The sequence below is a fragment of the Faecalibacterium sp. HTF-F genome, from assembly GCF_023347535.1.
In the GTDB taxonomy this organism is placed as follows: domain Bacteria; phylum Bacillota; class Clostridia; order Oscillospirales; family Ruminococcaceae; genus Faecalibacterium; species Faecalibacterium wellingii.
This window is the reverse complement of sequence record NZ_CP094473.1, coordinates 1,228,158-1,240,785: the sequence shown is the minus strand read 5'-3', so window position 1 is coordinate 1,240,785 and position 12,628 is coordinate 1,228,158. Positions and strand designations below refer to the sequence as shown.

Below are 12,628 nucleotides of genomic sequence, written 5' to 3'. Positions count from 1 at the left end.
TGATTTCCCCCTCTTGTTAAAAAATGCGGGCAGGAACCTTTCAAGGCTCTGCCCGCATGTCAGGATGCTTATTCCACACTCCGGTGCGCACCTCAGCAGGCAGTCACACCTTTGTGTCTGTTCGTTCTTGCCCCGTACCCTCTTGCGGATACGTTGCATACAGGGTATCATAAAATTTCCGCATACGCAAGATTTTCCGAAAAATGCAGGAATTTTCAGTTTGACCACGCCTGTGCTGAATTTTGTTATCGTATGACTTTTCATCGGTTATAATGCCACATCAAGCGCCATCATCAGCGCAAACCCCAGCACGATGCTCACCACACCGGCAGGCTCATCCTCTTCCACCGCCTGCGGGATCATCTCCTGCGCGGTCACGCACACCATGCAGCCTGCCGCCGCACTGAGCAGCCACGGCAGTGCAGCACCGACCTGCTCCGCAAGGGCGAAGGCCAGCAATGCGCCCAGCGGCTCCACCAGCCCGGACGCAGCGCCCGCCAGAAACGCCCGAAGCCGTGTACAGGAGCCATGGGCCAGCGGCAGACTGACCGCCGCACCTTCCGGGATATTCTGCAGGCCGATGCCAAGGCTCAGTGCCAGTGCCCCGCTGATGGCATCCGGCTCCCCGGTCGACGCCATGGCAGCGGCAAGCCCTGCCACCATGCCCTCGGGCAGATTGTGTAAGGTCACAGCCAGGATCATGCGGCCGCTGTGCCCTGCCCCGCCTGCCAGCAGCTGCCCGGCAAACTGCTCCACCTGCAAAAGGCCCACTGCGCCCAGTACGAGCCCTATCGCCGATGGGATCCACGCAGGCAGTGCCAGACCGCGTCCCCGCTCAATGGCGGGCAGCAAAAGGCTCCACACGCTGGCCGCCAGCATAATGCCTGCCGCCATGCCGCACAAAATGCGCTGTGTGCAGGGCCGGGCCTGCCGCCGCAGCAAAAACACCCCCGCTGCGCCCAATGTAGTGCACGCCGCCGGAAACAGCAGCACCCATGCAGTCAAGATCATCCGGTTCAAAACAGCATTCCCCCTTTGCCCGTTGTATGTGCGCAAAGGTAAAAAGGTGCAGAGCTGTCCGGAACGCCCTGAAAAAGCTTTCCCGTGCAATGCGTCGGCCGCATCCGCACCCGAGATTCTCTCAGCTTTATTTCTGTCCGGAGCAAAGTCTTATTCCGCAGGTTTTATCTGAACAAATTATACGACCCTTCCACCCTCATAAAAAGTTGTTCCAGCTCATCTGCCGTTTCTTTGCCTTCCGGTTCAATTTTGCCAAAAAGCCTTTGACTTTCGTCAACAAATTATAACAAAAGCGTAGATTTTCTTGAAGATATCACTTCTTTGCCCAAAAAGCTCTTGATTTTTCAAATAAAAAGACTAGAATATCTTCTTGCAGCAAGGCTCCTCCTGTGGGGCAGCTGCAAGAATACTTTTGCATGAAGCAAGGAGATTTTAGATATGAAACTCAAGAATGTTTGTGTTGCTGTTGTCGCTCTGGCTCTGGCTGTTGGCATGACTGCCTGCGGCGGTTCTGCTTCCTCCACTGCTGCATCCTCTTCCGAGGCTGCTTCTACCAGCACTTCTGTTGCTGCTGAGGCCGAGGAGGACGCTTCTTCCGCTGTTGCAGAGGAGAACGGTTCTTCTTCTGAGGCTGCATCCAGCGAGGCTGCTTCTTCTGAGGCCGCTTCCAGTGAGGCTGCTTCCAGCGAAGCTGCTTCTTCTGTTGCCGCATAATTCAGGCAGCACTCTTAGTTCAAGGAACGATCAAACCGGGCACGGAACTTTTTCTGTGCCCGGTTTTTTTGCAGCAAAAATGCGCCGGAAAGGTTTATTGGGAACCTCCCGGCGCATTTTTCAGGAGCTGCCATCCGAAGCAGGATGCCCCTCAGGCAGCGTGCAATGCTTATTCTTATATTCCCCAGAACAGGATCCCCAGTCCTGCAGAGAGCAGGATCATCCCAATGGGCGATGGTGCTTTGCCCTTTTTCCGGCGGCAAAGGGCATGCAGCCCCCACAGCAGCAGGAACACCACAATGGAACGGAGATCCGGTGCAATGCCTGCCTTGTCCGCTGCAAACCCGGCCAGCGTAGAAAGCGCCATGTTGACAGCAGTTGCCAGGATCATCGCCACCACACAGGGACGAACGCCGCCAAGAACTGCGTTGACTCCCGCATACTTCATCAGGTTCTGCAGCACCGATGCAACGAGCAGGATAATGACAAAGGACGGCAGCACCACGCCCAATGTCGCGCACAGCGCACCCCAGAAGCCGCCCTGTGAAGCACCGATGAAGGTGGCCATATTGATGGCCAGCGGGCCGGGTGTGGATTCCGACACGGCAATGAAGCTGAGAAATTCGCCTTCCGTCAGCCAGCCGTGTCCTAAGACCGTTTCCCGCACCAGCGAGATCATCCCGTAGCCGCCGCCGAAGGACAGCGCACCGATCACGAGGAAATTCCAGAAAAGTTCTACATAGATCACGGCTTCTTCTCCCCCTTCCGCAGCTGCTGTACTGCATACACCAGCAGCCCGGCCGCACCGCTGAACAGGATGTAAAAAATGGAAGAGAAGGACACTGCTGCAATGGAACAGCCCACCATCGCTGCCGCAACCGTGGTCAGGATGACGATATTGAAGACGCTGTGTTCCAGCTCCTTCAGCATCTTCAGTCCGGCGGAAAGGATCAGATAGATCACACACACCTGAATACCGTGGAACGCACTTGCCACCACCGAAAGGCGGAGGAACTGGTCAAAGAACAGCGAGATCAGATAAATGACCGCGAAGGACGGGAGACACACCGCCACCGTGGACGCCGCCGCGCCTGCCGCACCCTCGATCTTGTAGCCGATATAGGTGGCACTGTTCACCGCCACCGGGCCGGGCGTAGACTCCGCAATTGCCACCATGTCCAGAAATTCTTCTTTTGTCAACCACTTTTTCTCTTCCACAAATTCATTCTGCAGCAAAGCCACCATGGCATAGCCGCCGCCAAACGTGAACGCTCCAATTTTGAAAAACGTCCAGAAAAGCTCCTTTGTTTTCGACATAGCTTTCTCCTTTCTTGCACCTTATTATATCATTTTTTGTTTTCATATGATATACTTTAATGGAATATGCTGCTTTCTTTGGAAAAAGCAGAAAAAGGAGTTTAGGATATGAAAACAAAATTTGGTATCGTAGGCTGCGGATTTCTGGGCAACATTGTGGCCGATGCATGGAAGAACGGTCTTCTGCCGGACTACGAGCTGGTGGGCGTGACCAGCCGCACCCGTGCTTCGGCAGAAAAGACTGCCGAAACAGTGGGCTGTGCCGTGTGTGACGATGTGGATGCTCTGCTGGCGCTGGAGCCAGAGTACATCGTGGAGACCGCTTCGGTGGAGGCTGTGCGCGCCATGGCTGTGCCTGTGCTGAAAAAAGGCGTGAACCTGGTCATCATTTCCATTGGCGCGTTTGCAGACCTTGCCTTTTATGAGCAGGTCAAGGCCGCTGCCGCAGAGGGTGATGCCAAGGTGCATCTGGCAAGCGGTGCCATCGGCGGCTTTGATGTACTGCAGACCGTCACCCTGATGGCTCAGGCCCAGCAGCTGGCCGAGACCGCAGGCATCGAGACCCACACCGGCGCAAGGGGCTTCCGCAACACGCCCGTATGGGAGGAGCACCTGCTCACCGATACGGAAAAGACCACTGTGTTCACCGGCAATGCCAAGCAAGCCATTGCCACCTTCCCGCGCCGGGTCAACGTAGCCGTGGCCACCTCTCTGGCCACCACCGGCCCGGAGATCACCGGCGTGACCATGCATTCGGTCCCCGGCTGGGTGGGTGACGATCACCGCATCACTGCCGAGATCGAGGGTGTGAAGGCTGTGGTGGACATCTGCTCTTCCACCAGCGCCATTGCTGGCTGGAGTGTGGTTTCCCTGCTGCGCAATCTCGCTTCCCCTGTGTGTTTCTATTAAAAGGAGGATCTGCACATGTTCCATAAACTGGTAGCCATTGAGCCGGTCAGCCTGATCCCCTCCGCTGAACAGGAGCTGCATCAGTATGCAGAAGAGGTGACCCTGTACCGCGATATCCCGGCGGACGATGACGAGATCGTGCGGCGTATCGGGGATGCAGATGCCGCGCTTCTGAGCTATACCTCCCGCATGGGCAAAAGCGTGATCGAGCGCTGCCCGAATATCCGTTACATCGGCATGTGCTGCAGTCTGTACTCGGAGGAGAGCGCCAACGTAGATATCGCCTATGCCCGCACCCGCAGCATCAAAGTGCTGGGCATCCGGGACTACGGCGACCGCGGCGTTGTGGAGTACGTTCTGCACGAGCTCATCGGCATCCTGCACGGTTTTGGAATGCCCATGCTGCGGGACGAGCCTGTGGAGATCACCGGGCTGAAGGTCGGCATCGTCGGGCTGGGTGTGTCCGGCAAAATGATCGCCGATGCGCTGCAGTTTATGGGTGCCGACATTGCCTATTACAGCCGCACCCGCAAGTCCGATGCCGAAGCCTCCGGCATGGCCTACAAGCCGCTGGCACAGCTGCTGACCGAGAGCGAGGTGGTGTTCACCTGCCTGAACAAAAACGTCCTGCTGCTGGGCAAAGACGAATTTGCGCAGCTGGGCGAGGGAAAGGTGCTGTTCAACACCTCCATCGGTCCGGGCTTTGACTCGGCCGCACTGGAAGATTGGCTCACTCTGCCAGGCACCCATTTCTTCTGCGATACCCGCGCCGCTGCAGGCCCGGTGGGCGAGGGCTTTTTTGAACGCGAGAACGTACACTGCGCCAATGTTTCCGCCGGGCGCACCAAGCAGGCCTTTGTGCTGCTGAGCCAGAAGGTGCTGGCAAATATCCGCACTGCTCTGGGAGAATGATATAAAAAGGGAACGCTTCCCGGCCGTGAGAAGCGTTCCCTTTTAGGCTTTATTCAAAATTGTTGTGATCTCTTCCAGATTCGCCGCAAATCGGATGCCCCGCTGGCGCTGCGGCGTGGAAAGCCCCTTCTCGATCATTTTGTCCAGCAGTGCCTTCAGGCTGTCGTAGTAGCCGTTCAGATCATAAAGGATGCAGGGCGCATCCAACTGACCCAGCGAGACCCGGGACATCACTTCTGCAATTTCTTCCAGCGTGCCGGTGCCGCCGGGGAATGCGATAAAGGCATCCCCCAGCTCGATCATCTTCGTCTTGCGCTCAGCCATGTCTCTGGTAACGATCAATTCGGTCAGGCCATCATGCTGCAGCTCCTGCTGAATAAAAAACTGCGGCTCTACACCGGTCACGGTGCCGCCCGCATCCAGTGCGCTCTGCGCCAGCAGGCCCATCAGACCGCTGCGGGAACCGCCGTATACAAGGTGATGCCCGTTTGCGCCGATCCAGCTGCCCAGCTCCCGGACAGCCGCTGCCAATGCCGGATCGCTGCCTTCATTTGCCCCAAGATAGACTGTAATGTTCATGGTGTTTCCCCTTTTTGTTTTTTCTCATTTTACCACGTTCGCTACGCTTTGCAAAGCCCGGCACTACTTGCAAATAAAGCTGCACTGTGGTATGCTTGTGCACAGAAAAGGGAGCTTGCAAAAGCAGGCTGAGAGTGGGCTGTCTGCCCAGACCTGTGACCTGATTTGGATAATGCCAACGTAGGGAGATACCACTGCTTCAGCATGCGGAAATGTCTCCTTGTGGGCATTTCCGCATTTTGATGCAAAGGAAGTTATTGCTATGAAAACCGCATTGACCATTGCCGGCAGCGATTCCAGCGGCGGTGCCGGCATTCAGGCCGATATCAAGACCATGACCGCCAACGGCGTGTATGCCATGAGCGCCATCACCGCCCTGACCGCCCAGAACACCACCGGTGTTACCGGCATTTTTGAAGCCACCCCGGAATTTCTGGCGCAGGAGATCGACGCCATTTTTACCGACATCTACCCGGACGCCGTCAAGATCGGCATGGTATCCTCGGCTGAGCTGATCGGGGTAATTGCTGAGAAGCTGCGCAGCTATGATGCAAAGCATATCGTGGTGGATCCCGTGATGGTAGCCACCTCCGGTTCCAAGCTGCTGCGGGATGACGCCGTGCAGGCACTGACCGAAAAGCTGCTGCCCATGGCAGAGGTCGTCACCCCCAATATCCCGGAGGCCGAGATCCTCTCCGGCATGAAGATCACCGACGCGGCAGGCATGGAAGCTGCCGCACAGCGCATCAGTGAAAAATATCACTGCGCCGTGCTGTGCAAGGGCGGCCACCAGATCAATGACGCCGACGACCTGCTGTGGCGGAACGGCTGCGGCAAGTGGTTCCGGGGCAGACGCATTGACAACCCCAATACGCACGGCACCGGCTGCACCCTGTCCAGCGCCATTGCATCCAATCTGGCAAAGGGCTATGATCTGGATACTTCTGTGGAGCGGGCAAAAGCCTATATTTCCGGCTGTCTTTCTGCCATGCTGGATCTGGGCCATGGCTCCGGCCCCATGAACCACATGTTTGCACTGAAGGGAGAATTTGTTGGTGAGTGAGCAGTCTTTTGTGCAGCAGCTGGTACAGGAAAGCCTGCCCGTGTGGGAGCAGTGCCTGCATTCGGAATTTCTGGAAAGACTTGCGGACGGCACGCTGGACGAAGCCTGCTTTAAGGGCTACATTGTAGAGGACAGCCTTTACCTGCGGGAATATGCCAAGGTGTTCGCATGGGGCATGACCAAGGCGGCAGATATGCAGACCATCCGCACCTACTATTCCCTGCTGTCCTTCGTAAACGAGAACGAGGACGCCGAACGCCTGCGCTGCCTGAGGCAGTTCGGGCTGACCGATGAGGGCATCCAGAGCCTGCCGCTGCGGCCGGAGAACCGCGCCTATGTGGACTACATGATCGACACCGCCAGAAACAGCGAGGACGCAGCCGAGTGCATGATGGCCTGCCTGCCCTGCATGCTGAGCTACAGCTGGATCTTCCAGAAGCTGCTGAAAGAGCACCCCGCTGTGCAGGATGCCCCCTATGGTGCGCTGGTGGCAGACTATGCAGGCAGGGACTACGAGGAAGCCTGCCGCGACTGGGCTGCATTTGCAGAAAAGACCTGTAAGGGCCTGAGCCCGGAGCGCCTTGCCCGCTGCCGCGAGATCTTCCATGCCTGCTCTGTGTATGAGCTGGATTTCTGGGCCATGGCGGCTTTGCCCCGCAGCGACCTGTAATTATTCTGAACATAAAAATGCACCCGGCGTGTGGGCAGGACCACAGCAGCCGGGTGCATTTTCTTTTGCGCAGTCAGGCAGGCATTAAAAGTCCGACTTCTCGTGATTTTTTCGCAAACGCTGTCCGTGGTGCAAACCACTGCGGGCAGTTTCTGTTTTTCCACGGAGTACACTTCTTGCAAAAAGTGAACAAAATGCCTCTGCAAAAAGCGCGGCAGATTCTTCTCATCTGCCAAAGTTTTGCCCGGAATGCATTTTCTGCTGGACAATGCCGCCCGGCTGTGCTAAAACAATGTCAGGAACCCGCAATGGTGCAGGCCTTCAGGTCACGTGCGCCATTGCGGGCTTTTTGTTTTTCTGGGAAAGTGTTAAGAAATTAGAGGAGGCGTTTCTTATGAAAGCATTCATTTCTCGCCGTGATTTTCTGAAGGCTGCAGGCATTACCGCAGCTGCGGCAGCTCTGGCAGGCTGCTCTTCTTCTGGCGGTTCCGCAAGCGGCTCTTCTGCAGGCGGCAAGACCATCCGCGTTGGCGTGTTTGAGCCAGCTTCCGGTGATAATGGCGCAGGCGGCAAGCAGGAAGTGCTGGGCGTCGAGTACGCCAACAGCCTTGCTCCCACCGTGGAGATCGGCGGTGAGACTTATAACGTTGAACTGGTAGAGGTGGATAACCAGTCCAGCACCGATAAGGCCGTGACTGCTGCACAGGAGCTGGTCTCCAAGAAGGTGTCCATCGTGCTGGGCAGCTACGGCTCCGGTGTTTCCATTGCAGCCGCTCCCACCTTCCAGTCCGCTTCCATCCCGGCCATCGGCTGCTCCTGCACCAACCCCGCCGTGACCGAGGCCAACCCCTACTACTTCCGTGTCTGCTTCCTTGACCCGTTCCAGGGCTCGGTCATGGCAAACTTTGCAAAGGATGAGTTCAGTGCTGCCAACGCCTACGTGCTGAGCATGCTGGGCGAGGACTACGGCTCCGGTCTGGCCACCTACTTCGTCAACGCTTTTGAGGATCTGGGCGGCACTGTTACCAGCGAGCAGTTCCCCGAGGGCACCTCGGACTTTTCTGCCTACATCCAGAACGCCATCAACGCCGGTGCAGATGTGATCTTTGCACCTTGCGCCACCACCTATGCCGCCCAGATCATCACACAGGCCGCCTCTGCAGGCTTTGACAAGCCCATTACCGCAGGCGACACATGGGAGTCCAGCGTTATTCTGGACGCACAGAAGGGCACCAGCGTGCAGGTCTACTGCTCTACCTTCTTCGACGAGAACGATGATTCCGGCGCAGCCAAGGAGTTCGTCACCGGCTTTAAGGAGTGGCTGAACGCCGACAGCCAGAAGCTGACCAACAACGGCGGCAACGACATCGTGGCAGCTGTTTCCGCTCTGGGCTACGATGCCTACATGGTAGCTCTGGAAGCCATCAAGGCAGCAGGCAGCACCGACGGCACCGCCATCCGCGATGCCCTGTACGGCGTAAACTACGACGGCGTGACCGGCAGCATCACCTTTGACCAGACCACCGGTGATGCCAACAAGGATATGGCCTACATCAAGAAGGCCGCCGACGGCGCATTCGAGTTCGTCAAGACCCAGAGCGTGGAAGGCTGATAAGGTTTTAAACCGCAAAACGCAGGCAGGAGCCATTCTCCGCCTGCGCTTTGCTTGTATCAAAATAAAAGTTGTAAGAAATGGAGGGTTTCCCTTATGGCTGCAAAGTTTCTGCCCTATTTGCTGGCAGGTATCTCGGTGGGCGGCCAGTATGCATTGATTGCCATTGGCTACACGATGGTGTACGGCATCCTGCGCCTGATCAACTTTGCCCACGGCGATATCTTTACCGTAGCCGGTTTTCTGATGGTGTACGCTACTGCTTCCCTTCCGCTGACCATTTCCATCCCGCTGGTGGTGGTGGCAACGGTGCTGCTGGGCATCGCAGTGGAAAAGATCGCCTACAAGCCCCTGCGCACTGCGCCGCGCATGTCGGTGATGATCTCTGCGATCGGTATGTCCTACCTTTTGCAGAACTCCATGTGGTATGTCACCGGCGGTCTGGCCAAGCAGTACCCGGCTCTGCCCTGGATCAGCGACACTGTCACGGTGCTGGGCTGCCAGACCAAGCGGGTCACAGTCGTAACGCCGTTCCTCGTTATTGTGCTGGTGGCAGCGCTTGTCACCCTGATCCAGAAGACCAAGATCGGCATGGCAATGCGCGCAGCTTCCCGCGATTTTGAGACCGCTCAGCTGATGGGCATCAAGATCAACAATGTCATCTCCTTTACCTTTGCGGTAGGCAGCTTTCTTGCGGCCATCGGTTCCATGATGTATTTTTCCAATTACACGGCGGTCACGCCTACCGTGGGTGCCATGCCGGGCCTGAAAGCCTTTGTGGCAGCCGTGTTCGGCGGCATCGGTTCCATTCCGGGCGCTGTCATCGGCGGCTTCATCATCGGCATCTGTGAAAGCCTGATCAAGGGTGCCGGTGCCACCACCTTCAGCGATGCCTTCACCTTTGCACTGCTGATCGTGGTGCTGGCGGTAAAGCCTACCGGCCTGTTCAGTGAAAACCTGACCGAGAAAGTGTGATGACCATGAAACAAGAGAAAAAACGCATCTATCTCCGGGCTGCGCTGGCGCTGGCCGCCCTGCTGCTGGTGCTGCTGGCACTGGATAACCTGAGCTTTGTGCCCTCCATGCTGCTGACCGTGCTGCGCAAGGGCGCCATTTATGCGCTGGTGGCGGTGTCCATGAACCTGCTGAACGGCTTTACCGGCCTGTTCAGTCTGGGGCAGGCAGGCTTTATGCTGCTGGGTGCCTACACCTACGCCATCCTCACCATTCCCGCCGCTTCGCAGAAATCCATCTACCAGCGCTATGCAAACGGCGGCATCGGCTTCTCCATCCCGGAGCTGCTCTCCAAACCTCTGGGCGGCTTCGGCCTGCTGCTGGGCGTTGTCTTCTGCCTGATCCTGGCCGGTTTTATCGCAGCGCTGTTCGCCTTCCTCATCGGCCTGCCGGTGCTGAAGCTGAAGAGTGACTACCTTGCCATTGCCACACTGGGCTTTGCCGAGATCATCCGTGCCGCCGTGGTTTACGAAGGCTTTGGCCCGCTGACCAACGGCTCCAACCTTCTGTACGGTTTCACCAGCTTTGCCAGCTTCAACCTTTCGCTGGGCGGCACGACCCTGCATCTGGAAACGGTGATGCCCTTTCTCTTTTCCGGTGTGTGCATCGCCATCATCCTGCTGCTCATCAACTCCACCTATGGCCGTGCCTTCAAGGCCATCCGTGACGATGAGATCGCTGCCGAAGCCATGGGCATCAACCTTGCCAGCCACAAGCGCATGAGCTTTATCATCAGCAGCTTCTTTGCCGGTATCTCCGGCGCAATGCTGGCCATGTATCAGGCCAGCGTGCAGGCCACCACCTTCAAATCCAGCATGACCTACGAGATCCTGCTGATCGTGGTCATTGGCGGCATCGGCTCGGTGTCCGGTTCCATCATCGCGTCCTTCCTGTTCATTGCCAGCTCCGAATGGCTGCTGCGCTTCCTCGACAACGAGACCTGGATCGGCGGCTTCCGTGTGCCGCTGCTGCGTTCCGGCTTCCGCATGGTGGTGTTCAGCATCATCATTATGGCGGTGGTGCTGTTCTTCCGCAAGGGCATCATGGGCGACCGTGAATTGTTCCAGAAAAAGCCCGCATCCACTGCAAAAGCTGCCAAAAAGGAGGCGCGTTCCAAATGAGTGAAAACGTATTGACCATTGAAAACGCCACGATGCAGTTTGGCGGCGTGGTGGCTGTGGACAATCTGAACCTGAAGGTGGATAAAGATCAGATTGTCTCCCTCATCGGCCCCAACGGTGCCGGCAAGACCACCGCGTTCAACGTTGTTACCGGCGTGTATGCGCCCACCAATGGCGCAGTGTGGTTCGAGGGGCGCAAGATCATTGAGAACACGCCCCACGGCAAGATGAAAAAGCTCTATAAGGGCCAGAACGCGGGCAAGTATTCCCACATTATTACCCCCACGCCCGATAAGATCACCCAAATGGGCATTGCCCGCACCTTCCAGAATATCCGTCTGTGGAAGAGCCAGACCGTGTTTGAGAACGTGCTCATCGCCAAGCACTGCCGTCGCTCGGCCAACCTGCTGAGCGCTACCTTCCGGCTGAATGCAGATGAGGAAAAGCGTCAGCGTGAGGAGTGCGAAAACCTGCTGCATGTGCTGGGCCTTGAGGATGTGCGCAATGAACTGGCTACCGGCCTGCCCTACGGCCTGCAGCGCCGTGTGGAGATCGCGCGTGCCCTTGCCACCGAACCGAAGCTGCTGCTGCTGGATGAGCCTGCTGCCGGTATGAACCCGCAGGAGACCGAAGAGCTGACTGCTTTTATCGACCGCATCCGCACCGATTTCAGACTGACGGTGTTCATGATCGAGCACCATATGGATCTGGTGATGGATATTTCTGACCGGGTCTATGTACTGGACTTTGGCCGTCTGATCGCCGAGGGCACGCCTGCCGAGGTGCAGAACGACCCGCGGGTCATTGACGCTTATCTGGGGGTGGACGAAGATGCTTGAGATCAAGGATTTACATGTTTCCTACGGCGGGATTCAGGCTTTGCGCGGCGTGTCGCTGACCGTACCCGAGGGAAAGATCGTCACCCTGATCGGTGCCAACGGCGCAGGCAAGTCCACCCTGATGCGCACCATTTCCGGCCTTGTAAAGGCACAGAGCGGCTCCATTTTGTGGAACGGTCAGGAAATACTGGGCAAGCCCATTGACCAGATCGTTGCCAGCGGCATTGCCATGTCGCCGGAGGGCCGCCGGGTGTTTGCCGACCTGACTGTACTGGAAAACCTGAAGATCGGCGCATACCTGCGCAAGGACAAAGCTGAAACCGAGAAAGACCTGCAGTGGGTGTTCAAGCTCTTTCCCCGTCTGGAAGAGCGCAGCTGGCAGAGCGCCGGTACCCTTTCCGGCGGCGAGCAGCAGATGCTGGCCGTGGGCCGCGCTCTGATGAGCAAGCCCAAGCTGCTGATGCTGGACGAGCCCAGCCTTGGTCTTGCGCCCATTGTGGTGCGGGAGATCTTTGACATCATCCGCACCGTGAACCAGCAGGGCATCACCGTGCTGCTGAACGAGCAGAACGCAAACATGGCCTTGAAGGTGGCCGACTACGCTTACGTATTGGAGACCGGCACTCTGACCCTTTCCGGTACCGGCACCGAACTGCTGGCAGACGAAAGCGTCAAGGCAGCTTACCTTGGCAAAAAGCGCAATTGATTTTTTGCTTTCAGAACGATTTGAATGCTCTCCGCTTCGCTTTGAGCATAAGCAGAGGAATTTATAATTTTATTTGTGGTCTGGAAACAACCGCGGTTGTTTCCAGACCACTTTTTTCACGAGAAAGGCCGTTCCGTTCAATGCATTTTGAG

The 12,628-nt window shown here is 57.0% G+C and carries 14 protein-coding genes; 10 read left to right on the top strand and 4 right to left on the bottom strand.

Annotation, left to right across the window (positions count from 1 at the left end):
* Positions 1–267 precede the first annotated feature (267 nt).
* Positions 268–1,011: a ZIP family metal transporter gene (locus MTP37_RS05975; RefSeq protein ID WP_249238703.1), complete on the bottom strand. Its 744-nt coding sequence runs from the start codon at positions 1,009–1,011 to the stop codon at positions 268–270.
* 447 nt (positions 1,012–1,458) lie between these two features.
* On the opposite strand from MTP37_RS05975, the gene MTP37_RS05970 reads away from it, so the two are divergent.
* Positions 1,459–1,734, top strand: coding sequence for a hypothetical protein (locus tag MTP37_RS05970; RefSeq protein ID WP_249238558.1), 276 nt, complete (start codon positions 1,459–1,461; stop codon positions 1,732–1,734).
* 175 nt (positions 1,735–1,909) lie between these two features.
* On the opposite strand, the gene MTP37_RS05965 is transcribed toward MTP37_RS05970, so the two are convergent.
* Together MTP37_RS05965 and MTP37_RS05960 are read right to left on the bottom strand one after the other, a co-directional pair.
* Positions 1,910–2,482, bottom strand: a complete 573-nt coding sequence (locus MTP37_RS05965) for a chromate transporter (protein WP_249238557.1) — start codon at positions 2,480–2,482, stop codon at positions 1,910–1,912.
* Positions 2,479–3,051 carry a chromate transporter gene (locus MTP37_RS05960; RefSeq protein WP_249238556.1) on the bottom strand — a complete coding sequence of 191 codons (573 nt, stop codon included), beginning with the start codon at positions 3,049–3,051 and terminating at the stop codon, positions 2,479–2,481. Before MTP37_RS05960 ends, MTP37_RS05965 begins: the two co-directional genes overlap by 4 nt.
* A 108-nt stretch (positions 3,052–3,159) precedes the next feature.
* On the opposite strand from MTP37_RS05960, the gene MTP37_RS05955 reads away from it, so the two are divergent.
* Complete coding sequence (locus MTP37_RS05955; RefSeq protein ID WP_249238555.1) at positions 3,160–3,960, top strand: aspartate dehydrogenase domain-containing protein; 801 nt, start codon at positions 3,160–3,162, stop codon at positions 3,958–3,960.
* A 15-nt stretch (positions 3,961–3,975) separates the two neighbouring features.
* Positions 3,976–4,872, top strand: coding sequence for an NAD(P)-dependent oxidoreductase (locus MTP37_RS05950; RefSeq protein WP_249238554.1), 897 nt, complete (start codon positions 3,976–3,978; stop codon positions 4,870–4,872).
* A gap of 42 nt (positions 4,873–4,914) precedes the next feature.
* Here the strand turns inward: MTP37_RS05950 and MTP37_RS05945 are convergent, their stop codons facing one another.
* Complete coding sequence (locus MTP37_RS05945) at positions 4,915–5,451, bottom strand: LOG family protein (RefSeq protein WP_249238553.1); 537 nt, start codon at positions 5,449–5,451, stop codon at positions 4,915–4,917.
* 262 nt (positions 5,452–5,713) lie between these two features.
* Here MTP37_RS05945 and thiD point away from each other — a divergent pair, with 262 nt between their 5' ends.
* From thiD to MTP37_RS05910, 7 genes are all read left to right on the top strand, one after another.
* Positions 5,714–6,514 (top strand): bifunctional hydroxymethylpyrimidine kinase/phosphomethylpyrimidine kinase, encoded by an 801-nt coding sequence (thiD, locus tag MTP37_RS05940; protein WP_249238552.1) that lies wholly within the window; start codon positions 5,714–5,716, stop codon positions 6,512–6,514.
* Complete coding sequence (locus tag MTP37_RS05935; RefSeq protein WP_249238551.1) at positions 6,507–7,184, top strand: thiaminase II/PqqC family protein; 678 nt, start codon at positions 6,507–6,509, stop codon at positions 7,182–7,184. Before thiD ends, MTP37_RS05935 begins: the two co-directional genes overlap by 8 nt.
* 394 nt (positions 7,185–7,578) lie before the next feature.
* Positions 7,579–8,796, top strand: a complete 1,218-nt coding sequence (locus MTP37_RS05930; protein ID WP_249238550.1) for an ABC transporter substrate-binding protein — start codon at positions 7,579–7,581, stop codon at positions 8,794–8,796.
* A 96-nt stretch (positions 8,797–8,892) separates the two neighbouring features.
* Positions 8,893–9,771, top strand: coding sequence for a branched-chain amino acid ABC transporter permease (locus tag MTP37_RS05925; RefSeq protein ID WP_005943319.1), 879 nt, complete (start codon positions 8,893–8,895; stop codon positions 9,769–9,771).
* Complete coding sequence (locus tag MTP37_RS05920) at positions 9,771–10,931, top strand: branched-chain amino acid ABC transporter permease (protein WP_396343905.1); 1,161 nt, start codon at positions 9,771–9,773, stop codon at positions 10,929–10,931. Before MTP37_RS05925 ends, MTP37_RS05920 begins: the two co-directional genes overlap by 1 nt.
* Positions 10,928–11,770, top strand: a complete 843-nt coding sequence (locus tag MTP37_RS05915) for an ABC transporter ATP-binding protein (RefSeq protein ID WP_249238548.1) — start codon at positions 10,928–10,930, stop codon at positions 11,768–11,770. Before MTP37_RS05920 ends, MTP37_RS05915 begins: the two co-directional genes overlap by 4 nt.
* Complete coding sequence (locus tag MTP37_RS05910) at positions 11,763–12,476, top strand: ABC transporter ATP-binding protein (RefSeq protein ID WP_249238547.1); 714 nt, start codon at positions 11,763–11,765, stop codon at positions 12,474–12,476. Before MTP37_RS05915 ends, MTP37_RS05910 begins: the two co-directional genes overlap by 8 nt.
* The last annotated feature ends 152 nt before the right edge of the window (positions 12,477–12,628 follow it).

Excerpts from the sequence above, each read along its gene's own strand:
- MTP37_RS05975 (WP_249238703.1), bottom strand. The coding sequence starts at position 1,011 with ATGATCTTGACTGCATGGGTGCTGCTGTTTCCGGCGGCGTGCACTACA.
- MTP37_RS05970 (WP_249238558.1), top strand. The coding sequence starts at position 1,459 with ATGAAACTCAAGAATGTTTGTGTTGCTGTTGTCGCTCTGGCTCTGGCT.
- MTP37_RS05960 (WP_249238556.1), bottom strand. The coding sequence starts at position 3,051 with ATGTCGAAAACAAAGGAGCTTTTCTGGACGTTTTTCAAAATTGGAGCG.
- MTP37_RS05955 (WP_249238555.1), top strand. The coding sequence starts at position 3,160 with ATGAAAACAAAATTTGGTATCGTAGGCTGCGGATTTCTGGGCAACATT.
- MTP37_RS05950 (WP_249238554.1), top strand. The coding sequence starts at position 3,976 with ATGTTCCATAAACTGGTAGCCATTGAGCCGGTCAGCCTGATCCCCTCC.
- MTP37_RS05945 (WP_249238553.1), bottom strand. The coding sequence starts at position 5,451 with ATGAACATTACAGTCTATCTTGGGGCAAATGAAGGCAGCGATCCGGCA.
- thiD (WP_249238552.1), top strand. The coding sequence starts at position 5,714 with ATGAAAACCGCATTGACCATTGCCGGCAGCGATTCCAGCGGCGGTGCC.
- MTP37_RS05930 (WP_249238550.1), top strand. The coding sequence starts at position 7,579 with ATGAAAGCATTCATTTCTCGCCGTGATTTTCTGAAGGCTGCAGGCATT.
- MTP37_RS05925 (WP_005943319.1), top strand. The coding sequence starts at position 8,893 with ATGGCTGCAAAGTTTCTGCCCTATTTGCTGGCAGGTATCTCGGTGGGC.
- MTP37_RS05920 (WP_396343905.1), top strand. The coding sequence starts at position 9,771 with ATGACCATGAAACAAGAGAAAAAACGCATCTATCTCCGGGCTGCGCTG.
- MTP37_RS05915 (WP_249238548.1), top strand. The coding sequence starts at position 10,928 with ATGAGTGAAAACGTATTGACCATTGAAAACGCCACGATGCAGTTTGGC.
- MTP37_RS05910 (WP_249238547.1), top strand. The coding sequence starts at position 11,763 with ATGCTTGAGATCAAGGATTTACATGTTTCCTACGGCGGGATTCAGGCT.